The sequence below is a fragment of the Methylocaldum gracile genome, from assembly GCF_053646815.1.
Map to the genome: position 1 here is coordinate 815,229 of NZ_CM132196.1, position 24,345 is coordinate 839,573.

A 24,345-nucleotide genomic window follows, 5' to 3' on the forward strand; every position below is an offset into this window, starting at 1 on the left:
GGACGGTGAACAACTGTCGTTCCTGCTTTAGTGGAGCGGCCACGCCTCAACGGTTATAATGCCGGTTGGTTATTTACGCGGCGTATCTGAAGCGGCGCGGCTCCTTTACGGTACAGCACTCCCTCATGACTTCCTTCGCCAAAGAAATTATTCCGGTCAGTCTCGAAGACGAGATGAAACAGTCCTATCTCGATTACGCCATGAGCGTGATCGTGGGGCGCGCCTTGCCGGATGTGCGTGACGGTTTGAAGCCGGTACATCGGCGCGTGCTTTACGCCATGCACGAGCTGAGCAACGATTGGAATAAGCCTTACAAGAAGTCTGCCCGCGTCGTGGGTGACGTCATCGGTAAATACCATCCGCACGGCGACGCCGCGGTGTATGACACGATCGTGCGCATGGCCCAGCCGTTTTCGCTGCGCTATATGTTGATCGACGGTCAGGGCAATTTCGGGTCGGTCGATGGCGATCCGCCGGCGGCCATGCGTTATACCGAAGTGCGCATGGCCCGCATTGCGCACGAATTGCTCGCCGATCTCGAGAAAGAGACGGTCGATTTCATCCCGAACTACGACGAATCCGAAAAAGAGCCTTCGGTACTGCCCACGCGCATTCCGAACTTGCTCATCAACGGTTCGGCAGGCATCGCGGTGGGCATGGCGACGAATATCCCGCCCCACAATCTCACCGAAGTCATCAGCGCCTGCTTGTTGCTGATAGAGAATCCGGATGCCGGCATCGCCGAACTGATGGAACACATCCCGGGACCGGATTTTCCCACGGCCGGCATCATCAATGGGGCGAGCGGCATCCGTGAAGCTTATCTCACCGGCCGGGGCCGCATTTACATCCGTGCCCGCTGCGATTTCGAGGAAGACGGCGGACGCACCAGCATCATCGTCAGCGAGTTGCCGTATCAGGTGAACAAGGCCCGGCTCATGGAAAAAATCGCCGAGCTGGCCAAGGAGGGGAAGCTGGAGGGCATTTCCGGGCTGCGCGACGAGTCGGACAAGGACGGCATGCGCATGGTGATCGAACTCAAGCGCGGCGAAGTGCCGGAAGTGGTGCTGAACAATCTCTATCAGCAGACCGCCATGCAGAGCGTGTTCGGCATCAATACCGTGGCCTTGCTGGACGGACGTCCGCGCTGTCTGAACCTCAAGGAGTTGCTCGCGGCGTTTATCGATCATCGCCGCGAAGTCGTCACCCGGCGCACGCTGTACGATCTTCGAAAAGCGCGCGAACGTGCGCATATCCTGGAAGGTCAGGCCGTCGCTCTCGCGAATATCGACGAAGTGATCGAACTGATCAAGACGTCGCCCAATCCTGCGGAAGCGAAACAGCGGCTATTGGAGCGCACCTGGCGTCCCGGCGTGGTTTCGGATCTTCTGGCCAGGGCGGAAGACGCAATGCGGTCCCGTCCGGAAAACCTCGCGGCCGGTTACGGTCTGACCGAACACGGTTACAACCTGTCGCCGGAGCAGGCGCAGGCAATTTTGGATCTCCGTCTGCACCGCCTGACCGGGCTGGAGCAGGACAAGATCATCGATGAATACAAGCAGCTGTTGGCGCAGATTGACGAGCTCCTCGAAATTTTGGCCAGCGACAAGCGATTGATGGAAGTCATCCGCGACGAGCTTGTCGCCATCCGCGACCAGTTCGGCGACAAGCGTCGCACCGAAATCATCGAGGACCGTCTCGATTTGTCCGCGGAAGATCTGATCACCGAGGAAGACGTGGTGGTCACGGTTTCCCACGAAGGCTACGTGAAATCGCAGCCGCTCGGCGCCTACCGGGCGCAACGGCGGGGCGGGCGCGGCAAGGCGGCGGCGACCACCAAGGAAGAGGATTTCATCGAAAAACTCATCGTGGCCAACACCCATGACACCATTCTGTGCTTTTCGAGCGTGGGCAAGGTGTACTGGCTCAAGGTCTACGAGCTGCCTTCGGCCAGCCGCGTGTCGCGCGGCAAGCCTTTCGTCAATCTGCTGCCGCTGGAGCAGGGCGAGCGCATCAATGCCATCCTCCCGATTCGGGAATTCGACGAAAGCCATTACGTTTTCATGGCGACCGCCTCGGGTATCGTCAAAAAAGTGGGGCTGCGGGAGTTCGAGCGTCCGCGCCCGTCCGGGAAAATCGCCATCGATCTGCGGCAGGACGATCACTTGGTGAACGTGGCCATCACAGACGGCAAGCAGCATGTCATGCTGTTCAGCAATGCGGGCAAGGCCGTGTGCTTCGAGGAAGAGGACGTGCGGCCCATGGGGCGTGGCGCAACCGGCGTCCGCGGCATGACGCTGCACGACGGCCAGAAGATCATTGCCCTCATCATCGGCACCGAGGGTTCGGTGCTGAACATTACCGAAAACGGGTTCGGCAAGCGTACGGCGCTGAGCGACTTTCCGATACACCGCCGCGGCGGCCAAGGCGTGATCGCCATCCAAACCAGCGAACGTAACGGTTCGGTAGTCGGCGCCGTACTCGTTCAGGATTCGGACGAGATCATGCTGATCACCGATGCCGGCACGCTGGTGCGGACGCGGGTCGAAGAGATTCGGGAACTCGGGCGCAATACTCAAGGCGTGACGGTGATCCGCCTCAGTCCGGGTGAAAAAGTCGTCGGAGTGGACAGGATTCCGGTCCTTGAGGGCGAAAACGACGAGTTGGCGGAAACGGATGAAGACCAGGAGGGCGACGATGGCTAGGGTTTACAATTTCAGCGCGGGACCGTCCATGCTTCCCGAGCCGGTGTTGCTCCGCGCGCGCGAAGAGTTGCCGGATTGGCATTCCACTGGTATGTCGATCATGGAAATGAGTCACCGCGGCAAAGATTTTGTCGCCGTCGCCGAGAAATCCGAGGCGGACCTGCGCGAGCTTCTGACGATTCCGGCGAATTACAAAGTCTTGTTTTTACAAGGTGGCGCGACCGGACAATTCGCGGCGGTCCCAATGAATCTTCTTCGGGGAAAATTCAAGGCTTGCTATGTCAATACCGGCCTCTGGTCGGAGAAGGCCGTTTCCGAGGCCGAGCGGTACTGCTCGGTCGCTATTGCGGCGAGTTCCAAGGAAAGCGGCTTTACGACTGTTCCGCCTCGCTCCGATTGGCGCATCGATCCGGATGCGGCTTATCTCCATTACACCGCCAACGAAACCATCGGCGGGGTCGAATTCCAGGATGTTCCTGACTCGGCCGGGCTGCCGCTGGTTTGCGACATGTCGTCCAATATCCTGTCGCGCCCGCTGGATGTCGGCCGATTCGGCCTGATTTACGCCGGCGCGCAGAAAAACATGGGGCCGGCCGGTATCGTCGTGGTGATCGTGCGCGAAGATCTGATCGGGCAGGCCCTGACTGGTACGCCGTCGATCTTCGACTATAAGAAGCAGGCGGACAGCGGTTCCATGCTCAATACGCCGCCGACCTACAACTGGTATTTGCTGGGCCTGGTGTTGGAGTGGCTGAGGGATCAGGGCGGATTGGCTGCCGTCGAAGCGCGCAATATCCGTAAGGCGGAAAAACTGTACGCCGCTATCGACGGTTCGACGTTCTATTCGAACCCCATCCAGCCGGCTTATCGTTCCCGCATGAACGTCCCGTTCCGGCTGGCGAAAGCGGACCTGGAAAAAACGTTTTTGGCCGAAGCCAAAGCAGCAGGATTAGTGAACCTGGAGGGGCACCGGTCGGTAGGTGGATTCAGGGCTAGCATCTACAACGCGATGCCTGAAGAAGGAGTCGATGCCTTAATCGAATTCATGCGCGAGTTCGAGCGCAGACACGGATAGTTTCATGTTCAAGATTCTCACCTACGACAACATCTCGGTGGCCGGATTAGAGCGACTGCCCCGCGACCGTTACGAGATTGCGTCGGAAATTCAGCATCCCGACGCGATACTGCTGCGCTCCCATAACCTCCACGGCGTGCCCATCCCGGAATCGGTGAAGGCGGTGGGACGTGCCGGCGCCGGGGTGAACAACATTCCCGTCGCGGAGTATTCGAAGTGCGGCATTCCGGTGTTCAATGCACCGGGCGCCAACGCCAATGCCGTGAAAGAGTTGGTCATTGCGGGGATGCTATTGGCGGCCCGCAACATTTGTACGGCTTGGGACTTTGCCCGCCAGTTGGAGGGCGACGACGAGACGATTCATCACCGCGTCGAAAAAACTAAGAAACAATTCGCCGGTTTCGAGCTGGCGGGCAAGACCTTGGGGGTTTTGGGACTGGGCGCTATTGGCGTAAGAGTGGCCAATGCGGCGACGGGTTTGGGCATGCATGTGATCGGTTACGATCCGCTGCTTACCGTCGAAAGCGCCTGGCAGCTGTCTTCGTCGGTTGCGCGGGCCGCGAGCATCGACGATTTGATTGCGAAGGTCGACCTCCTGACCTTGCACGTGCCGCTGAACGATCAGACGCGCCACCTCGTCAATGCGGCACGAATCGGCATCATGAAGAAAGGGGCGGTCTTGCTCAATTTTTCTCGCGCCGGCATCGTGGACGACGCCAGCGTGTACGGCGCTCTGAACGCAGGCCATCTCGCCGCTTATGTATGCGACTTTCCTTCGCGCGCCATGCTGGACCATCCCCACGCAGTCGTACTTCCGCATCTCGGTGCCTCCACCGCCGAAGCCGAGGAAAACTGTGCGGTAATGGTGGCCGATAGAGTGCGGGATTTTCTGGAAAACGGTAACATCCGACACTCGGTGAATTTTCCGGACGTGGTCATGCCGCGGACCGAGGGCGTCCGCCTCGGAATAGCGAATGAGAACGTGCCCAAGATGGTAGGGCAGATTTCCGGTGCGCTGGCCGACGCCAACCTCAATATTCTCGATTTGTTGAACAAGTCGAGAGGTGAACTTGCTTATACGCTCATCGACCTCAATACCGAGGTGCCCGCCGAAACGCTGGAACATATCCGGGCCATCAAGGGAGTGCTTTCCGCCCGCGTCATATAACGAGTTGTCATGGAGAATTCGAACAATACATCGACTGTCGATACTGCGTTGCTTCACCTCCGCAAGGAGATCGATGCGATCGACGATCGGATCTTGGAGCTGTTGAACCAGCGTGCGCGCTGCGCCCAGCAAGTTGCCGAAATCAAGACGGCGGCGGGCGAGGTCGATTGTTTTCACCGCCCCGAGCGGGAAGCGGAAGTGCTGCGGCGCATCGCCGAAAACAATAGCGGTCCTTTGAGCCAGGAAGCAGTCACCCGTTTTTTCCGCGAGCTCATGTCGGAATGCCTGGCCTTGGAAAAACCGTTGACCGTTGCTTTTCTCGGTCCTCAGGGCACGTTTACGCAGCAGGCCGCTTACAAACACTTCGGCCATGCCATTCAGGCGGTGCCCTTGCCGGCTATCGACGAAATTTTCCGGGCTGTCGAAAGCGGCGCCTGCCAGTACGGCGTGGTGCCCGTCGAAAATTCTACCGAAGGGGTGATCACCCACACCCTGGATAGCTTTTTGCGATCCTTTTTGCTCATCGCCGGCGAGGTGGGGCTGCGTATTCACCACAACCTGATGAGCAAGTTGAGTAGCTCCGAAGAAATACGTGAAGTTTTCTCCCATCAACAATCTCTCGCTCAATGCCGCGAATGGCTGGATCGTTATCTTCCGAACGTTCGGAAGACCGCCGTCAGCAGCAATGCCGAGGCGGCACGACTTGCCGCTGTCATGCCGAATACCGCGGCCATAGCGGGGGAAGTGGCGGCCGAGCTGTATGGACTCAATGTTCTGGAGCGCAACATCGAAGACGAGCCGGACAATACCACGCGGTTCTTGGTGATCGGGCGGAATCCGGTCGGAGCCACCGGAAACGATAAGACGTCGTTACTCCTCTCGACCCGGAACAATCCCGGCGCTCTTTATGCTGTCCTCGAGCCTTTTGCGAGGCACAGCATCAGCATGACCAAAATCGAATCCCGACCGTCTCGCCGGGGTACGTGGGACTATGTCTTCTTCGTCGATGTGGAAGGACACCGGAATGAACCTCGATTGGCGGAGGCATTAAAGGAAGTTGAGAAAAGCGTCACGATGTTGAAAATTCTCGGTTCTTATCCTCGGGCCTCGTCTTGATCGTTCGATCCTAGTATTCGATTCATCTTTATGAAAGCAGAACATTTAGCCGTTCCCGGAGTTCGGGCGCTCACGCCTTACCTGCCCGGCAAACCCATCAGTGAACTGGAACGGGAGTTAGGGCTACGCAATATCGTCAAATTGGCATCGAACGAGAACCCTCTAGGGCCTAGCCCGAAGGCGCTCGAAGCAGCACGTCGTGCATCATCCGAAATCCACCTATACCCGGACGGCAGCGGTTTCGAGCTCAAGGCCGCATTATCGCGCAAACTCGATGTCCGACCCGAACAGATTACCTTGGGTAACGGTTCCAACGACGCACTGGAGTTGGTGGCCCGCGCTTTCCTGTCCCCGCAGTCGAAAGCGATCTATTCCGAATATGCCTTTGCGGTTTATTCCATCGTGACGCAAGCCGTCGGCGCACAGGCGGTCGTTGCACCGGCCCATGATGGCTCTCACGGGCCGCGTTATGGCCATGACTTGCAAGCCATGGCCCAGGCAGTTGATGAATCGACGCGGGTCGTATTCATTGCCAATCCCAATAATCCGACCGGGACCTATTTGACGAAATCGGAGTTGTGCGGTTTTCTCGGCGACCTTCCCGAGCATGTCATCGCCGTTGTGGACGAGGCGTATTTCGAATATGTTGAAGCTCCCGACTATCCCGATTGCATAGAGTGGCTGTCCGATTTTCCCAATTTGATCGTGATCCGGACTTTTTCCAAAGCCTATGGACTGGCGGGGCTGCGGGTCGGGTATGCGGTGTCGAGCCCAGCGATTGCCGATCTTTTGAATCGCGTGCGGCAACCGTTCAACGTCAATTCTCTGGCCTTGGAAGCCGCCAAGGCTGCACTCGACGACAACGATCATCTGACCCGTTCGGTTAGCTTGAATCGAGAGGGCTTGCGTCGACTAAGCGAAGCCTTCACCGAGCGCGACTTAAGCTTCATTCCTTCGGTCGGCAACTTCATTATGGTCGACATGGGAAGACCGGCAGCCCCGGTTTACGAGGCGCTGTTACGGCAGGGCGTCATCGTTCGGCCGGTTGCCAATTACGGGCTTCCCAATCATTTGCGGGTCACCGTCGGTACCGAGGAAGAAAACCGGATTTTCCTGGCCGCACTGGACCGTGTCTTGGCCTTATGATCGAGCGTCTATGCATCATCGGCGTGGGGCTGATCGGCGGATCGGTGGCGCGTGCCGCGCGCGCCAAAGGGCTCTGCCATGAAATCGTGGGCGTCGATGCCGATACCGATAACTTGCGAAACGCATTGGAATGCGGTGTCATCGACGTCGGATATTCCGATACATCGCAAGGCGCTGCAAGTGCCGATTTGGTGATGATCGCGACCCCGGTCGGGACCTTTGATGCCATTTTTAGCGCGTTGAAGCCGGTATGGTCCACCCGAGCGGTCGTTACGGACGCGGGCAGCACGAAGTGTAATGTCATCGAATCCGCCGAAAGAGTTTTTGGTGAAATTCCCGACAATTTTGTGCCAGGCCACCCGATCGCGGGAGCCGAACGGAGCGGTGTGGATGCCTCGACCGCCGATTTGTATCAGGGCAAGCGAGTTATCCTGACGCCTCTAAACAACACGTCGCCGCTGGCCATCAAGCGGGTTGAGCGTTTTTGGCGAGCGATAGGAGCCAAGGTTTCGGAAATGGAGCCAGCCCATCACGACGAAGTGTTGGCCGCGACCAGCCATTTGCCTCACGTGTTGGCCTTTACGCTGACTTACATGCTAGGTAAGAAAGACGAGCAGCAGGAAATTTTTCAGTATGCCGCTGGCGGATTTCGGGACTTTACCCGTATCGCGTCCAGCGATCCGAAAATGTGGCTGGATATCTGCCTCGCGAACCGGCGGCAAATCGTATCCTTGATCCATCAGTTCCGCGAAGAGCTTAGTGTGGCCGCTGGTCTGATTTCGAGAGGGGCCGAGGACGAACTCTATTCTTTATTCTCCGAAGCCCGCAGTGCGCGACAACGATTCTTAGATCAACTTGAAAAATAACAGGTCCATGCAGAACAACACGATCAGCTTTCGGGTGCAGCCGGGTGGCACGCTTCGCGGAGAGGCCCGGGTGCCCGGCGATAAATCCATCTCCCATCGATCCATCATGTTGGGTGCGCTGGCCGAAGGCACGACCCGCGTCACCGGCTTTTTGGAAGCGGAAGATTGCCTCGCCACTATGAATGCGTTTCGGGCGATGGGCGTCGACATCGAGGGCCCGCAAGACGGGCAGGTGTGCATTCGAGGTGTGGGGCTGCATGGGTTGCGTGCGCCCAAAGAACCGTTGTACCTGGGGAATTCGGGCACGTCGATGCGTCTCCTTTGCGGTCTGTTGGCGGGGCAGCATTTTGACTCGGTTTTGACCGGCGACGTTTCTCTTTCCCGCCGCCCCATGAAGCGAGTAACCGAGCCGCTACGTACGATGGGCGCAGTGGTGGAAACTACCGAGGCGGGAACCGCTCCGCTCAAGATTAGAGGCAGCATCAAGCTGAGGGGGATTCACTACGATATGCCGGTGGCCAGTGCCCAGGTCAAGTCCTGTCTTCTCTTGGCCGGGCTTTACGCCGCCGGTAGAACGTGTGTGCGCGAGCCGGCTCCTACGCGCGATCATACCGAGCGCATGTTGGCCGGATTTTCCTATCCGGTGGTTCGTGAAGGCGATACCGTATGCGTACAGCCGGACGGGAGACTTGTTGCCTGCGACATCGATGTGCCTGGCGACATATCATCGGCGGCATTTTTCATGGTCGGCGCAGCAATCGGCGAAGATGCCGATGTCACCCTCCGGCATGTGGGCGTGAATCCGACTCGTACCGGGGTTTTGGACATTCTGCGTCTGATGGGGGCGGATATTCAGGTCGTCGATGTCCGCGAGATGGGCGGTGAGCCGGTTGCGGATATCCGCATCCGTTCAAGTCGCCTGCGCGGGATCGAGATTCCGCAAGAATTGGTGCCTTTGGCGATCGACGAGTTTCCGGTTCTGTTTGTCGCCGCGGCTTGCGCCGAGGGGGAAACTCGATTGACCGGCGCCGAGGAACTACGGGTCAAGGAAAGCGATCGTATCCAAGTAATGGCTGACGGTTTGCAAGCCTTGGGCATCGACGCCCAGCCGACGCCGGATGGTATGATTGTACGGGGCGGAAAACTGTCCGGGGGGAAAGTAAATTCCCACGGCGACCATCGTATTGCCATGGCATTTTCTGTTGCCGCGCTGCGGGCCGCCGGCCTGATCGAAATCGACGACTGCGCGAACGTCAATACATCCTTTCCGAGCTTCGTGGAGTTGGCGCGCGATATGGGCCTAAACATCTCTGCCATTTTCGGCGAAATCCTATGACAACGAAGGTGCCGGTGATCACCATTGATGGGCCGAGCGGTGCCGGCAAGGGGACGGTGAGCCGTGCGTTGGCCAAGACGCTGGGCTGGCATTTCTTGGACAGCGGGGCCATCTACCGTTCATTGGCCTTCGCCGTTACCCAGGCTGCGATCGACCCCCACAATGTCGACGCCGTTGTCAGTGTCGCTCGGTCGATGGATCTTCAATTCGAGGCGAACGATCCGCCGCGCATCCTTCTGAACGGCCAGGATATTGCCTGTCAAATCCAGACGGAAGACTGCGGCAACACGGCTTCGAAGATCGCCGCTTATGGACCGGTACGACAGGCACTCTTGCAGAAGCAGCGCGATTTTCAGCGAGAACCCGGCTTGGTCGCAGACGGCCGCGACATGGGCACAGTCGTTTTTCCCGACGCCCCGTATAAGATATTTTTAACTGCCAGCGCGGAAGTGCGCGCAAAAAGGCGGCATAAGCAGTTGAAAGAGAAGGGGGCTGATGTTAACCTTGAACGCTTAACGAAAGAGATTGAAGAACGGGACCGGCGCGACAAGGAACGTGCTGAGGCGCCGCTGACTGTACCGGATGGCGCTGTTCTGATTGATTCGTCCGATCTCACGATTGATCAAGTTATCGCCCGATGTCTCGATATTATAGGCGGTAGGTAAGATCGTAATCGGTAATTTTTGAGGCGTTGCCGGCGTTTGCTCGGCAATTTGTTTAACCAATTAACCCAAACGGCTAGGGAAACTTGGCTGTTAGAACCAAGTTCGTTTTATGAGCGATAGCTTTGCACAATTGTTTGAAGAGAGTCTGGCTCAGGCGGAAATGCGCCCAGGCAGCATCATCACGGGCACCGTAATCGATATCGGCCCCGATGTGGTCGTAGTCAATGCGGGATTGAAGTCGGAAGGCGTCATACCCAAATGGCAGTTCTTGAATTCCGACGGACAAATCGAAGTACAGATCGGCGACACGGTCGAAGTGGCGCTCGACATGCTGGAGGACGGTTTAGGGGCTACGCTGTTGTCCCGCGACAAGGCAAAGCGGTTGAAGGCATGGCAAGAGCTCGAACAGGCGTACGAGAAGAATGAGACCGTGGTCGGTAGAATTACGGGCAAGGTACGCGGAGGCTTCACGGTGGCCGTCGGTGCGTTGCGCGCCTTTTTGCCCGGATCTCTGGTCGATGTGCGTCCGGTCCGCGACACGTCCTACTTGGAAGGGCGCGACCTCGAATTCAAGGTCATCAAGATCGACCAAAAGCGCAATAATGTTGTGCTTTCCCGCCGCGCCGTAGTGGAATCCGAGTTCAGCGCCGAGAAGGAAGCGTTGCTCGAGAACCTGAAAGAAGGTGCGATCGTCACGGGCGTGGTGAAGAACCTGACCGATTATGGCGCCTTTATCGATCTCGGCGGCATCGACGGCCTGCTCCACATTACCGATATGGCTTGGAAGAGAGTGCGGCATCCCTCGGAAGCCGTTCAGATCGGTCAAGAAATCCAGGTCAAGGTACTTAAGTTTGATCAGGAAAAGAATCGCGTCTCGCTTGGCTTGAAGCAGCTGGGAGAGGATCCGTGGCTGAATATCGCACGTCGTTATCCGCCGGGCACGCGCCTTTTCGGAAAGGTCAGCAACCTTACGGATTACGGCTGTTTCGTCGAGTTGGAAGAGGGCGTCGAAGGCCTCGTTCACGTATCCGAGATGGATTGGACCAACAAGAACGTCAACCCGGCCAAGGTTATCCAGTTGGGTGAGGAAGTCGAGGTCATGGTACTCGACATCGACGAGGAGCGTCGTCGCATTTCTCTCGGCATGAAGCAGTGCAAGCCCAATCCTTGGGAAGAATTTGCTGCGAGCCACAAGAAGGGCGACAAGATTAAGGGCAGCATCAAGTCGATTACCGATTTCGGTATTTTCATCGGACTGGAAGGTGCTATCGACGGTCTGGTGCATCTGTCGGACATTTCTTGGTCCATTCCGGGCGAAGAAGCGATTCGCCAGTACAAGAAAGGCGATGAAGTGGAGACCATCATCCTGGCCATCGATCCTGAGCGGGAACGAATCTCGCTCGGCATAAAGCAGTTGGAGCAGGATCCCTTCCAGAATTACTTGGCGACCCACGAGAAAGGCAGCATTGTCAACGGGGTTGTCAAGGAAGTCGACGCTAAGGGGGCAGTTATCACCCTGGCTGACAGTGTTGAAGGCTATCTCCGCGCGTCCGAAATTTCTCGCGATCGAGTAGAAGACGCTCGTACCCAGTTGAAGGTAGGCGACGAAGTCGAAGCGAAGTTCATCGGGGTCGACAAGAAAAACAAATCCATTACTCTCTCGATTAAGGCGAAGGATCAAGAAGAGGAAGCTGCTGCAATCAAGGGGTACTCACAGCAATCTTCCTCCGGTATGCCTACTTTGGGAGATATCTTCAAGGAACAGATGGAAAATAAATAGTCAGGTCAAGCAAGGGGGGCGGACACACTGCCCCCCGCTATTTATGGAAATGACAGTGACAAAGTCAGAATTGATCAATCTCTTAGCAGAGAAGTACGGCCACTTGGCGTTTAAGGATGTCGAGTTGGCGGTAAAAGGAATGATCGAACATATGACCCATGCCCTTTCATCGGGCGAGCGCATCGAAATTAGAGGGTTCGGGAGTTTCTCGCTGCATTATCGTCCACCGAGGATGGGGCGGAATCCAAAAACAGGCGACTCAGTCGAGTTGGCTTCCAAGTTTGTACCTCATTTTAAGCCTGGCAAAGAACTGCGAGATCGAGTCAATCAAGCGCGGAGTTGAGTTGCCCCTGAGGCCGCCACAAATTAGGCGATATAGATTTGGTCCATTAAAGGCATCGTATTGCGTCTCCGTCCCTCTGTCTCTGTCCTAGCATATTCTGTTTAGCACACCAGCCGGTGTAAGTCCTTCCTCACAAAAATTGCCATCCAGCCGTGACGTGCTCCGACGTGCATTGCTGCACTGGGATCGTCTGGGTCCGGCGACAAGTCAATCTTGGAAAGTGCAGTGGAATGCGCTGGAGTGTCAGCAACCACGCCTATCAACTGCCTTGAAGGTGTCTATGAGAACGCCTCCAATACTGTCCGCTTCGGCAGTAACAGAACCCAAGCGCTGCTTTCATCGGTCTCTCATCTGTAAAGCACTGCCTAAATGACTTGTCGGCAAAAGCTTACGCAAAAATCCGAAAATTCCTACAGTAATTTCAATTGCATATGCGGCATCGACTGCTAGCTTTAAGCTTGCAACATATTTGCAACCTACAGGAGCCGTCATGTTGAAGCTTAGGAAAGTTATATTTGCATTAATGCTTTTTAGCTGTGCGTGGTGCGTATCAGCTGAACCAGTAGATATTAATTCCGCTACGGCCGACCAGCTTGCCCAAAGTTTAAACGGTGTAGGCAAGGCAAAAGCGGAAGCGATTATTCAGGATCGTGAAAAAAACGGCAAATTTAAGTCGGCGGATGATTTGGCGCGTGTCAAAGGAATTGGCACCGCGACAATCGAAAAGAACCGCGACAAGATTACTGTCGGCGCTGAAGCACCAAATTCGGCAGCGGCATCTGCCAAGGCCAAATAATCAAAAATCGACTATCGATTCCGAAAGGCTCCTTCGTGGAGCCTTTTTTTTGAAAAATAAATTTCCATCCTTGGTGAGCGCCATCGAACTCAAGGCTAAAATACTCGAGGGAATTAAAACGAGTGAAAGTGATTTCTATGAGTTCAAACATCGTATGGCACAACGCGTCCGTAACACGAGAAAAGCGAGAGCGGCTTAATGGGCACAAAAGCTTTATTTTATGGTTTACCGGCCTTTCCGGGGCCGGTAAATCGACCTTGGCTCATCGTGTCGAAGAGCTGCTGTTCGAACGGGGATGTCGTACCTACGTGTTCGATGGCGATAACGTACGGCATGGACTTTGCTCTGATTTAGCGTTCAGTATAGAAGACAGACGGGAAAATATCCGCCGCATCGGCGAGATGAGTAAGCTGTTCATCGATGCAGGCGTTATTGCTCTGACGGCTTTTATATCCCCGTTTCGACGGGACCGACAAATGGTGAGATCACTAGTCGGTGAGGGAGATTTCATCGAAGTTTACTGCGATGCATCGGTAGAGGTGTGCGAAAATCGTGACGTCAAAGGTTTGTATAAGAGGGCTCGACTTGGCGAAATTCCTGATTTTACAGGCATCTCTTCTCCGTACGAGGAGCCAGAAAATCCTGAAATTACCTTACATTCAGGTGTCGACTCTTTGGATACATGTGCTCAGATAGTGCTTCGATATCTCGAGGATAAACACAAGATTTAATTTGGTTGAGTAAAGAGCAAAGCAAACAATGAAGAGGATTGTAAGAAAAGCAGTTTTTCCGGTTGCCGGCCTAGGAACGCGATTTCTTCCAGCCACTAAGGCGAGCCCGAAAGAAATGTTGCCTATTGTAGACAAGCCATTGATCCAATATGCCGTGGAAGAAGCGGTTGCGGCCGGGGTCGACGTCATGGTGTTCATTACCAGCCGGACGAAAAGGGCAATTTCAGATCATTTCGACAAGGCCTACGAACTTGAAACCGAGTTGGCCAACCGCGGTAAGTCGGAGATCTTGCGGATTGTTCAAAACATCGTCCCGCCTCATGTCACTTGCGTTTACATTCGCCAAGCGGAAGCCTTGGGCTTGGGGCACGCAGTCAATTGTGCTCGGGCTGTGATTGGAGATGAACCCTTCGCCGTGTTGCTGGCTGACGACATGATCGACGATGGCCATACCGGCTGTCTGTCGCAGATGGTTAAAATCTTCGACGAATGGCAGTGTTCGGTGCTGGGAGTTGAGAGGATCGCTCCTTCGGAAACTCAAAGCTATGGCATTGTTAAAGCTAATCTGATTCAAGACAACATTGGAAAGTTGGAGCAAATCGTCGAGAAACCGAAGCCAGAAAATGCACCTTCGAATTTGGCGGTAGTTGGCCGGTACATTTTAACCCCTGCCATTTTTGACAAACTCGATAACGTGGCTAAAGGGGCCGGGGGCGAAATTCAACTTACCGATGCTATTGCGATGCTGCTGCACGAGGAACCGGTTCTAGCTTATGAATTCCATGGTAAACGTTATGACTGCGGTTCAAAGCTCGGATATTTGATCGCAACGGTAGAGCAGGGTCTGAAACATCCAGAACTGAGTGATAGCTTTAAGGACTATTTGACCACTCTCAAGTTGTCGTAGTAGCGCCTGAAGGGCGTCACCGGGCGGATGGAATTCCCATACGCGGAAGTAGCGGAGGGTCTAGGTAAGGTCGGACATCTAAAATCAGTGCATCGTCCGTGCGATTTTTTACGAACTCAGACGTCGCGCGTTGTGCGGCCCGATGCCAAGCTTTGAGGTGAGCGTGGCGGTCGAGTGATCTCTCTCGACCGCCAAGACTTAAACAATGCTTCGTAAGCGTTATTGACCATTCAAATATAGAGAGCGCTGCGCGAACGCGCGTCAATGCAGTGTCGGAAAAAGCGACGCATAGGTCCAGTTAACGCAAGTCCTCGGACAACAGCGAAACACTCTATTTCAGTTTGGCCAAGCCTTCGCCTCGCGGATCGCTGGCGGCGTAAACGCGATTAATGCTCTTGTCCCAGAGAACCGATTGCATGTCACCGTAGCGGCGACCGATGGGTTTCAACTCATGCCCCCTTTTCTTAAGTTCCACTTGCTCCTCCTCGGTTAGGCCGCCGGGTTCGTATTGGATAACATCCGGTAGATATTGATGGTGAAATCGAGGAATGGACACCCAAGAATCCGGTGTGTGGCCTTCGGCGAAATCCAAAACGGCTAGCAGTACCATGGAGACGATACGGCTTCCGCCGGGGGTTCCGATCATGCCTATGCGATGCTGGTCCTCAACAAACGTCGGCGTCATGCTGGACAGCATCCGTTTACCGGGTGCAATGGTGTTAGCCTCACCGCCTACCAATCCGTAAACATTGCTTGAGCCGGGATGAGCGGCAAAATCATCCATCTCGTCGTTCAGCAATACGCCGGTGCCAGGAGGCATAAATCCGGAGCCAAAAGGATAGTTGATGCTTAGAGTGGCGGCGACACGATTGCCTTCCCTGTCTAGAACGGAAAAATGAGTGGTGTTTTCGCCATCCGGCTCAGGGGCGTTGAACTGACTTAAATACAGACTCGGGAGTGCTCGGCTCGGGTGTATCGCCGCGCGTAAACCGGCGGCATAATTCGGGCTGAGTAACCGACGTAGCGGCATCATTACGAAATCGGGATCACCCAGGAATCGCTCGCGGTCGTGATAGGCGCGCCGCATGGCTTCGACTATGAGATGCTTGCGGGTAGTGCTGTCGACGGCTTTCAGATCGTAGCCGGATAATATGTTCAGGATTTCGATCAAGCCGATCCCGCCCGCGGAAGGCGGTGGTGGCGCGGTTATGCGTATTCCACGGTAGAAGCCTTGAATTGGCTCCCGCTCGACTACACGATAATTGGACAAGTCTTGTAAGGTCCAAATGCCGCCGGCACTTCGGACGCCTTCGACTAATCTTTTCGCGGTATCGCCGTTATAAAAGCCGATGTTGCCGGATTCGCCGAACTGCTTGAGCGTATTCGCGAGTTCCTTTTGCTTCAAAAGCGCACCGGGCTCGGGCACCTTCCCGTTGACTAGAAAAACGTTGGCTGCTGCTTTCGACCCGCGCAGTATGTCGGCGCGAAATGACAGTAGTCGACAATGACGTTCACTTATGGGAAATCCGTCTTCGGCATAGCGAATAGCCGGCGCTAAGTCGCTAGAGAGTGGGAGTCGTCCGTAATGCCGGGCAAGATGCGCGAGCGCGGCCGGCATGCCTGGAATGCCCGCCGAAAGAGCTCCGTTGACTGATTTGTTGGGCACGGCTTTTCCTTCGTCATCGAGGTACATGTCGGGCCGGGCCGCGAAGGGAGCCCGCTCTCGACCGTCCAGCATCACCGTTTTGCCGTCGGACGCTCGATGAAGAAGCCAAAAGCCGCCGCCGCCGAGCCCCGATCCCGCAGGTTCGACCACTGCGAGCGCTGCACTAATGGCCACCGCGGCATCGAACGCATTACCGCCTTTATCCAGAACTTCAAAACCGGCTTCCGTGGCGAGCGGGTGCGCGCTGGCGATGGCAGCTTGTGGCGGAGCAGCCGTCGCTACCGGCAAGAAAAAGATAAGGCAGAAAGTGAGCCGGATTAGCCGCGGCTTAAGAAACGACCTGCTAAGAAGTTTAAGCGTGTTGACTTGGCGGTTGACCCATGGAGAGTACGGACGGAATCGACTGTCCATTACCTAATTGTCACGTTAAGGCGAAGGTAAGCCGTTAGGCCTTGAGCCCCAGTACGTCCTGCATGTCGTAAATGCCCGGCGTTTTGTCCATAAGCCAAATGGCGGCGCGCATGGCTCCCTTGGCAAAGGTCATGCGGCTGGTCGCGTTATGGGTAATTTCGACGCGCTCGCCTTCGTCGGCGAACATCACGGTATGTTCGCCCACGATATCGCCAGCCCGAATCACGGAAAAGCCTATCGTTTTGGGATCGCGTTCCCCGGTGTAGCCTTCCCGTCCATGGACGGCGCATTCGCGCAGATCTCGGCCGAGTGCGGCGGCCACGACCTCGCCCATACGTAATGCCGTCCCGGAGGGGGCATCCACTTTATGCCTGTGATGGGCCTCGATGATCTCGATATCGGTTTGCTCGCCGATGACCTTCGCAGCGATTTCCAACAGTTTGAGGCAAAGATTTACCCCTACGCTCATGTTCGGTGCTAGTACGAGCGGCATCGTAAGTGCGATATGTTCGATATCCGCTTTCTGTTCAGGCGTGAAGCCAGTCGTACCGATAACGAGTCGTTTACCGTGCTCCCGACACACCGCGAGATGTTCCATGGTTGCCTCGGGGCGAGTGAAGTCGACGACGACATCGAGGCCCGAGATGACGCGGCTCAGGTCGTCAACCACGGGGATGTTGAGCTTCGACAGTCCGGCAAGCTCTCCGGCGTCCTTCCCCGTTTCGGGGCTGCCTTTTCTCTCCACCGCGGCTGTCAGGAGCATTCCGTTGGTGTCGAGGCAGGCGCGTATCAAGGCTTGTCCCATGCGACCAGCGGCTCCGACGATTCCAACTTTGATCATTATGGTTTTCCTGAGATATGGCTTTGGTATTTTTGTGTCGATCAGTGGCCTTGCGGCGTTTCGACAATCCGGCAATTAAAGCCCGAGTTTGTCGAAAAACTGTTTCACTCCGTCGAGCCAGCCATGGGCTTGTGGACTGTGATGACTGCCGCCCCCGCTCAGGGAGTCGTCCAGTTTCTTGATCAACTCGATCTGGTCCTTATTGAGATGTACCGGCGTTTCGATACGGACTCGGCACAACAGATCGCCCTGCGGGCCGCCGCGCACCGGTTTTACCCCTTTGCCGCGCAGCCGGAACAGCCGGCCGGTTTGGGTTTCCGCGGGAATCTTAAGTACCACTTTGCCATCGAGCGTTGGAACCTCCAGTTCGCCGCCCAAACAAGCGGTCGGGAAGCTGATCGGAACCTCACAATAGAGATTGGCACCATCCCGGGTAAAAATCGGGTGCTCTTTAACGGAGATTTGTACGTACAAGTCGCCCGGTGGTCCTCCGCTTTCTCCCGCTTCGCCTTCGCCGGCCAAACGGATACGATCCCCCGTGTCCACACCTGGCGGGATCTTGACCGATAGCGTTTTGGTTTCCTGAACACGTCCCTGCCCGTGACAGACGCGACAAGGATCCTTTATTTGCTGGCCCGTACCGTGACAGGTCGGGCAGGTTTGCTGCACGGCGAAGAAGCCTTGCTGCATGCGGATGGCGCCATGGCCCTGGCAAGTAGAGCAGGTCGTGGGTCCCGTGCCCTTCTTGGCGCCGGTGCCATTGCATTCGTCACAAGTTACGAAGGTCGGTACGCGGATCTTGACTTCGGTGCCCGCGACCGCTTCCTCGAGGGTGATCTCCAGGTTATAGCGAAGATCGGCACCGCGTTGCACGCGACTGCCCCGTCTTCGGCCTGTCGCACCGCCACCGAAGATATCACCAAAGACATCACTGAAGATGTCGCTGAAACTTTCGCCGGTAAAGCCGAACCCACCGGCTGCGCCCATGGATGGATCAACTCCGGCATGGCCGAATTGATCATAAGCGGAACGCTTCTTCGGATCGGAAAGCACATCGTAGGCTTCCTTGATCTTTTTGAACTGCTCTTCCGCTTTCGGATTGTCGCGGTTGCGATCTGGATGATATTTCATCGCTAAGCGACGAAAGCTCTTTTTGATGTCGCTATCGCTCGCGTTTCGCGCCACGCCTAAAAGTTCGTAATAATCTTCTTTCGCCATAACATAAAGAGCCGCAGGGCTTTGCCTGCGGCTAAGTTGGAGTCAATGCGCAGGACGCATCAAACTTGCCCGAAATACTCAGGCGTTAATTCCTCGCCACCTTCCCTCACCCGAAAGCTCGACTGCTTTACGCATAAACTTAGGAGAGGAGGGCGGATGAGCAGAGCAGTTTGCTTCCGCTCATCTGCATTCATGGCACAGTGCCAAACCGAGCGATAAGGCCTTATTTCCGATCCTCTTTCACTTCTTCGAATTCGGCATCGACGACATCTTCGCCTGCCTTGGCTTCCGTCGGTTGTTCGGTTTCAGCGCCGGGCGAACCAGCTGTCTCGCCTTTCTGTGCGTATAAGCGTTCCGCCAGTTTACCCGAAAGCTCGGTCAGATGTTCAGTCTTTCGCTCGATTTCCGCCTTATCGTCACCGTTCATGGCGGTCTTCAATTCACTAATCGCACCTTCGATTTTGCTGCGCTCGTCGCTTTCCACTTTATCGCCAAGTTCGTGCAGCGTCTTGTTCGTTGCATGGATCATGGCGTCTGCGTTATTGCGCGCAGTTACCAGTTCGTGCAGTTTCTTGTCTTCTTCGGCATGCAGTTCCGCATCCTTGACCATACGCTTGATCTCGTCCTCGGTCAGGCCGCTGGAGGCGGTGATGCGGATCGATTGCTGCTTGCCAGTAGCCTTGTCCTTGGCCGACACGTGCAGGATGCCGTTGGCGTCGATATCGAAAGTCACTTCGACCTGCGGTATGCCGCGCGGAGCCGGCGGGATGTCGGTCAGATCGAATTTGCCGAGAGACTTGTTGTCTTTCGCCATTTCACGTTCGCCCTGCAGGACGTGAATCGTAACCGCGGTTTGGTTGTCCTCGGCCGTCGAGAAGACCTGCCCGGTTTTGGTGGGGATGGTGGTGTTCTTCTCGATCAGCTTGGTCATGACGCCGCCCAAGGTCTCGATGCCTAGAGACAACGGAGTGACGTCCAGCAGCAGTACGTCTTTGACCTGTCCACCCAGAACGCCGCCTTGGATCGCCGCACCGAGCGCCACCGCTTCATCCGGATTGACGTCCTTGCGAGGCTCTTTGCCGAAGATGTCCTTCACGAAATCCTGAACTTTCGGCATGCGCGTCTGCCCACCGACGAGGATAACCTCGTTGATTTCGCTGGGCTTGAGGCCAGCATCCTTGAGCGCGGTTTCGCACGGGCCTTTTGTCTTCAAGATCAGATCCTCGACCAAGGATTCGAGCTTGGCACGGGTAAGCTTCATATTGAGATGCTTGGGCCCGCTCGCATCGGCCGTGACGTAGGGCAGGTTGATGTCGGTCTGCTGGCTCGAAGACAGCTCGATCTTCGCCTTTTCCGCCGCTTCCTTCAGGCGTTGCAGAGCCAACGGATCATTGTGCAGGTCGATGCCGTTCTCTTTCTTAAACTCGTCGCAGATGTAATCGATGATGCGCAGGTCGAAGTCTTCGCCGCCAAGATGGGTGTCGCCGTTGGTGGAAAGTACTTCAAACTGATGCTCACCGTCGACTTCGGCAATTTCGATGATGGAAATATCGAACGTACCGCCGCCGAGATCGTAGACCGCAACTTTGATGTCTCCGTGCTTTCTGTCCAGACCGAAGGCCATGGCTGCGGCGGTCGGCTCATTGATGATGCGCTTGACATCGAGCCCAGCAATGCGGCCGGCGTCTTTCGTTGCTTGGCGTTGGGAGTCGTTAAAGTACGCGGGTACGGTGATGACCGCCTCTTTGATCTCCTCGCCGAGAAACGCTTCGGCGTCCTTTTTCAGCTTCATCAATACGCGTGCCGAAATTTCCGGGGGGGCCATTTTTTTGCCGTTGACTTCGACCCACGCGTCGCCGTTATCGGCTTCGACAATCTTGTACGGCACAAGATGTATGTCTTTTTGAACCACAGAATCCTTGAAGCGGCGTCCGATAAGCCGCTTTATGGCATATAAGGTATTCTTGGGATTGGTGATCGCCTGCCGCTTAGCGGACTGCCCGACCAGTACCTCGTTATCGGCCGTAAAGGCCACGACCGAGGGGGTGGTGCGAGCGCCTTCGGCATTTTCGATGACGCGCGGTTTGCCCCCTTCAAGAATGGCCACACAGGAATTGGTGGTGCCCAAATCGATGCCAATAATCTTCGCCATTTAATTCTCCAAATTAATCAATAGCTTGTGGGTTAGGTGTGGGTTTAGCGTTAATATGGGGGCGCCAAGGCTGATTTCAAGCTTGCTCGTCGATGCGCGTGGATTCTGCGGCGGCTTGGGCAATAACCACCATGGCCGGACGTAACAGGCGATCATGGAGGAGATATCCTTTTTGGAAAACTTTTACCACCGTATTGGGCTCGATATCAGTGGTCGGTTGCATCGCCATGGCCTGGTGTAAGTCCGGATTGAACTTTTCGCCTATGGGATCCACTGCTCGGACGCTGAATTTTTCCAGTACCGAATTCAGCTGCTTTAGCGTGAGCTCCATGCCTTCGCGCAATTTCACCACATCCGAGGTCTCTCCGACGGCCGCTTGCAGCCCGAGTTCGAGGCTATCGACCACGGTCAATAGCTCCTTCGAAAATTTCTCCAGAGCATATTTATTGGCATTCTGGAGTTCTTTTTCCGAGCGTCGGCGCAAATTCTCCAACTCGGCCTGGGTGCGTACGAATTTGTCCCAATTCTCCTCCGCTCGGCGAGTTGCTTCGGTCAATTGCTGTGCAAGTTGCTCGATCGGCGTTGGTTCGACAACACCTTCTTCCGTTGTGATTGCCGTGTCGACAGAAGCGGCTTGTTCCGCTTGATCTGGCGCCTTTGGCGCCGATTCGGGCGAAGCCTGGTCTTTGCTCATATAACTGCTCCTCAACGAAAAATAATGAGCCCGTGTGCCTATGCACGCACACAGGTCGACGATTTCTACCAATATGGGTTAAGAATTAAGATGGGGTCAGCGATTTTTGATTCAAGGCGGCCCCCAACAATTTCGCGGTAATGTCAACCAAAGGAATGACCCGCTCATACGCCATGCGGGTGGGGCCGATAACGCCGAGTACGCCTACCGCCTCGCCATTGAGAGAGTAGGAGGCGGTTACCAGGCTGCACTGATCCAGCGCACGATAGCCGGATTCCTCGCCTATAAAGATCTTGACGCCGGGGGTTTCTAGGCAACGGTCTAGTAGATGGACTAAGTCTTCCTTCTGATGAAACGTTTCGAATAAGGAACGGAGCCGCTCCATATTGGCCAAATCGGCAAAATCCATCAGATTGATTTCGCCGGTTAGCACAAACGGGTTCCGACGTTTTCCTTTATCCTTAAGCGCCAAATCCGCGATTTCAGCCGCATCAATAATTTCCTGGCTTAAACGATTCCGCATTTCCTGCAAGTCGTTAAATAGACTCTCGCGGATCGCAGTTAGATCCTTGCCTGCATAGGTTGAATTGAGGAAATTTGCTGCCGCTTGCAAATCGGCAGGCGTGAACTGACGGGGTGAGTGAATGATCTTGTTGTGGACTTCCTGTTCGTTAGTGACCAGGATGACCAGCAAGCGTTGACCGGACAGCGGGATAAATTCGATGTGTCTGAAGGTGACTATCTCCCTGCGCGGCAACATCACGAGGCCCGCCATATGGGTTACTTCCGAGAGGACGCGAGAGGCGGCTTCGAGCAAATCGTCGGGATCTTCCTGAGTATTCAGGTCCTGGCGGAGCTGTCGGATGATGTCTTGCTGCAAAGGTTTGATGGTCAGCAAGGTATCAACAAAAAAACGGTAGCCGGTTACCGTCGGCATGCGTCCCGCTGACGTATGTGGCGATGTGATCAGCCCTATGTCTTCGAGATCCGCCATGATGTTGCGGATCGTCGCCGGGCTTAAATTCAAGCCGGTGTCGCGCGCTAAAGCCCGCGAACCAACCGGCTGGCCTTCGCCGATATAACGCTCCACCAGCACTTTAAGCAAGTGTTGGGCTCGCTCGCTCAATTGGGGATATTTAGGCACCGGTATCCTCGAATGGTGGGGGTTTTAGCACTCGAGACCATCGAGTGCTAAAAAGTTAGCAACCCCTAGATAATGTGTCAAGAAGCTCATACCATATCGAGCAAAGCGGCGTCTAATTAGGTGTAAATCTTAGGTCACCACATGGCGAACGCTTCCATATCCAAGGAGAGAATTATGCAAGGCGACTCGACGGTTATCGATTATCTTAATCGCGTGCTGGGCAACGAACTGATCGGCATTAACCAGTATTTTCTTCATGCGAGAATGTACAGGAACTGGGGGTTGGGCGAGCTCGACAAGCACGAATATGATGAATCTATCGGTAAGATGAAGCGTGCCGACAAGTTGATCGAGCGTATTTTGTTTCTTGAAGGATTGCCAAACTTGCAGGATTTGGGGCATTTGAAGATCGGAGAAAATCCGGAGGAAATGCTCGGCTGCGACCTTCAGTTGGAACTTCAAAGCGTATCTTTGCTGCGCGAAGCGGTCGAGTTTTGTGAAAAGGCCGGAGATTATGTCTCCCGAGATCTTCTGGAAGAGATACTCGAAGATGAGGAAGAGCAGGTCGACTGGCTTGAAACGCAGGCGGAGTTGATTCGGAAAATCGGCCTGCAGAACTATTTGCAGTCTCAGATGTAAGCTGCGGTACCGGTCAGCCCCATTTACAGTGACGCGGGACGCTCGCGGCTTCAGACACATATGCCATCCATTTTCCGGAACGTAGCCCTAATCGGGAAGCCCGATGCGCCACGCATAGCCGAAACCCTTTCCTCGCTTTACGGACATCTTACCGGGAGATGCCTGCGTGTTTTGGTGCAACGGGACTGCGCTCATTTCGTAGCCGATTCTTCGCCGGAAACGTGTACCGTTGCCGAAATAGGCCAGTGCTGCGATCTCGCAATTGTGGTTGGCGGCGATGGCACACTTTTATCCGCCGCGCGTGTTCTCGCGCAGTTCGAGATTCCATTGATTGGGGTCAATCTGGGGCGATTGGGGTTCCTGGTCGATATTTCTCCGTCGGACGCCGGAGCGAAGCTCGATGAAATTCTTGACGGACGCTACAGTGCCGATGAGCGCTTTCTGTTGCGGGCGAAAATTTTTCGCAACGGTCATGTGATATACGAGCAGACGGCGGTTAACGAAGTAGTCGTGCATAGCGGGAATGCCGCCAGCATGATCGAGATTGAGGCATCGATCAACGGCGTTTTTCTGAATTCGCAACGCTCTGATGGGCTTATCGCGTCAACTCCCACGGGCTCTACGGCTTACGCCCTGTCGGCTGGAGGTCCGATTCTTTATCCCACGCTTAAGGCTATCGTATTAGCGCCGATCAATCCCCATACCTTGTCTAATCGTCCGATCGTGGTGGATGACGACAGCGTAATCGAAATTGCCTTCCGTCCCAGCAAACAATTCAAAGCTCAGGTCGTTTGCGACAATGTGTCGTTTCCTGATGTCGAAATAGAGGATCGCATCGAGATTCGAAGAGAACCTAAGACTTTTCGCATTCTTCATCCGCTTGACTATGATTTCTTTGAGATTCTCAGAGCGAAGCTCAACTGGAGCTCCGGTTATCGAAGCTGAC

21 protein-coding genes are annotated in these 24,345 nt (G+C 55.3%); 15 read left to right on the forward strand and 6 right to left on the reverse strand.

From position 1 onward, the window contains the following. Positions 1 to 125 precede the first annotated feature (125 nt). From gyrA to galU, 13 genes are all read left to right on the forward strand, one after another. On the forward strand, positions 126 to 2,705 hold the full coding sequence (gene gyrA, locus ACWJJK_RS03530; protein WP_156880179.1) for a DNA gyrase subunit A: 2,580 nt from the start codon (positions 126 to 128) through the stop codon (positions 2,703 to 2,705). Beyond that, on the forward strand, positions 2,698 to 3,780 hold the full coding sequence (gene serC, locus ACWJJK_RS03535; RefSeq protein WP_077728377.1) for a 3-phosphoserine/phosphohydroxythreonine transaminase: 1,083 nt from the start codon (positions 2,698 to 2,700) through the stop codon (positions 3,778 to 3,780). The genes gyrA and serC overlap by 8 nt, the downstream gene beginning before the upstream one ends. Before the next feature lie 4 nt (positions 3,781 to 3,784). After that, positions 3,785 to 4,948, forward strand: a complete 1,164-nt coding sequence (locus ACWJJK_RS03540) for a phosphoglycerate dehydrogenase (RefSeq protein WP_086135201.1) — start codon at positions 3,785 to 3,787, stop codon at positions 4,946 to 4,948. 9 nt (positions 4,949 to 4,957) lie between these two features. After that, positions 4,958 to 6,064, forward strand: coding sequence for a prephenate dehydratase (gene pheA / locus ACWJJK_RS03545; protein WP_077728375.1), 1,107 nt, complete (start codon positions 4,958 to 4,960; stop codon positions 6,062 to 6,064). A gap of 30 nt (positions 6,065 to 6,094) precedes the next feature. Then, positions 6,095 to 7,210 (forward strand): histidinol-phosphate transaminase, encoded by a 1,116-nt coding sequence (hisC, locus tag ACWJJK_RS03550; protein WP_086135202.1) that lies wholly within the window; start codon positions 6,095 to 6,097, stop codon positions 7,208 to 7,210. Then, positions 7,207 to 8,076, forward strand: a complete 870-nt coding sequence (locus ACWJJK_RS03555; protein ID WP_086135203.1) for a prephenate dehydrogenase — start codon at positions 7,207 to 7,209, stop codon at positions 8,074 to 8,076. Before hisC ends, ACWJJK_RS03555 begins: the two co-directional genes overlap by 4 nt. A 7-nt stretch (positions 8,077 to 8,083) precedes the next feature. Beyond that, positions 8,084 to 9,412 carry a 3-phosphoshikimate 1-carboxyvinyltransferase gene (gene aroA / locus ACWJJK_RS03560; RefSeq protein WP_156880177.1) on the forward strand — a complete coding sequence of 443 codons (1,329 nt, stop codon included), beginning with the start codon at positions 8,084 to 8,086 and terminating at the stop codon, positions 9,410 to 9,412. Further along, positions 9,409 to 10,077 (forward strand): (d)CMP kinase, encoded by a 669-nt coding sequence (gene cmk / locus ACWJJK_RS03565; protein WP_077728371.1) that lies wholly within the window; start codon positions 9,409 to 9,411, stop codon positions 10,075 to 10,077. The genes aroA and cmk overlap by 4 nt, the downstream gene beginning before the upstream one ends. A gap of 109 nt (positions 10,078 to 10,186) precedes the next feature. After that, complete coding sequence (gene rpsA / locus ACWJJK_RS03570) at positions 10,187 to 11,857, forward strand: 30S ribosomal protein S1 (RefSeq protein WP_077728370.1); 1,671 nt, start codon at positions 10,187 to 10,189, stop codon at positions 11,855 to 11,857. Positions 11,858 to 11,900: 43 nt separating this feature from the next. Further along, entirely contained in the window at positions 11,901 to 12,200 is a 300-nt protein-coding gene (locus ACWJJK_RS03575; RefSeq protein WP_276205321.1) for an integration host factor subunit beta, read from the forward strand. Between the two features lie 490 nt (positions 12,201 to 12,690). Further along, positions 12,691 to 12,996 carry a ComEA family DNA-binding protein gene (locus ACWJJK_RS03580; protein WP_077728369.1) on the forward strand — a complete coding sequence of 102 codons (306 nt, stop codon included), beginning with the start codon at positions 12,691 to 12,693 and terminating at the stop codon, positions 12,994 to 12,996. Positions 12,997 to 13,133: 137 nt separating this feature from the next. Then, complete coding sequence (gene cysC / locus ACWJJK_RS03585) at positions 13,134 to 13,727, forward strand: adenylyl-sulfate kinase (protein ID WP_077728534.1); 594 nt, start codon at positions 13,134 to 13,136, stop codon at positions 13,725 to 13,727. Positions 13,728 to 13,755: 28 nt separating this feature from the next. Continuing rightward, complete coding sequence (gene galU / locus ACWJJK_RS03590) at positions 13,756 to 14,634, forward strand: UTP--glucose-1-phosphate uridylyltransferase GalU (protein ID WP_077728368.1); 879 nt, start codon at positions 13,756 to 13,758, stop codon at positions 14,632 to 14,634. A gap of 331 nt (positions 14,635 to 14,965) precedes the next feature. On the opposite strand, the gene ggt is transcribed toward galU, so the two are convergent. The 6 genes from ggt to hrcA form a co-directional block, all read right to left on the reverse strand. Continuing rightward, positions 14,966 to 16,711, reverse strand: a complete 1,746-nt coding sequence (ggt, locus tag ACWJJK_RS03595) for a gamma-glutamyltransferase (protein ID WP_156880175.1) — start codon at positions 16,709 to 16,711, stop codon at positions 14,966 to 14,968. A 34-nt stretch (positions 16,712 to 16,745) separates the two neighbouring features. Continuing rightward, complete coding sequence (dapB, locus tag ACWJJK_RS03600; RefSeq protein WP_156880173.1) at positions 16,746 to 17,552, reverse strand: 4-hydroxy-tetrahydrodipicolinate reductase; 807 nt, start codon at positions 17,550 to 17,552, stop codon at positions 16,746 to 16,748. Between the two features lie 75 nt (positions 17,553 to 17,627). Then, positions 17,628 to 18,770, reverse strand: a complete 1,143-nt coding sequence (gene dnaJ, locus ACWJJK_RS03605) for a molecular chaperone DnaJ (protein ID WP_077728365.1) — start codon at positions 18,768 to 18,770, stop codon at positions 17,628 to 17,630. Between the two features lie 223 nt (positions 18,771 to 18,993). Beyond that, the gene (gene dnaK / locus ACWJJK_RS03610) at positions 18,994 to 20,922 is read right to left on the reverse strand and encodes a molecular chaperone DnaK (protein ID WP_077728364.1); all 1,929 of its coding nucleotides are present in this window, start codon (positions 20,920 to 20,922) and stop codon (positions 18,994 to 18,996) included. A 76-nt stretch (positions 20,923 to 20,998) separates the two neighbouring features. Beyond that, on the reverse strand, positions 20,999 to 21,616 hold the full coding sequence (gene grpE, locus ACWJJK_RS03615; RefSeq protein ID WP_077728363.1) for a nucleotide exchange factor GrpE: 618 nt from the start codon (positions 21,614 to 21,616) through the stop codon (positions 20,999 to 21,001). A gap of 85 nt (positions 21,617 to 21,701) precedes the next feature. Then, positions 21,702 to 22,760: a heat-inducible transcriptional repressor HrcA gene (hrcA, locus tag ACWJJK_RS03620; RefSeq protein WP_077728362.1), complete on the reverse strand. Its 1,059-nt coding sequence runs from the start codon at positions 22,758 to 22,760 to the stop codon at positions 21,702 to 21,704. 174 nt (positions 22,761 to 22,934) lie between these two features. Between hrcA and bfr the strand changes: the two genes are divergently transcribed. Beyond that, on the forward strand, positions 22,935 to 23,399 hold the full coding sequence (gene bfr, locus ACWJJK_RS03625; protein WP_077728361.1) for a bacterioferritin: 465 nt from the start codon (positions 22,935 to 22,937) through the stop codon (positions 23,397 to 23,399). A 60-nt stretch (positions 23,400 to 23,459) separates the two neighbouring features. After that, complete coding sequence (locus ACWJJK_RS03630; RefSeq protein WP_077728360.1) at positions 23,460 to 24,344, forward strand: NAD(+) kinase; 885 nt, start codon at positions 23,460 to 23,462, stop codon at positions 24,342 to 24,344. Position 24,345: the final 1 nt, after the last annotated feature.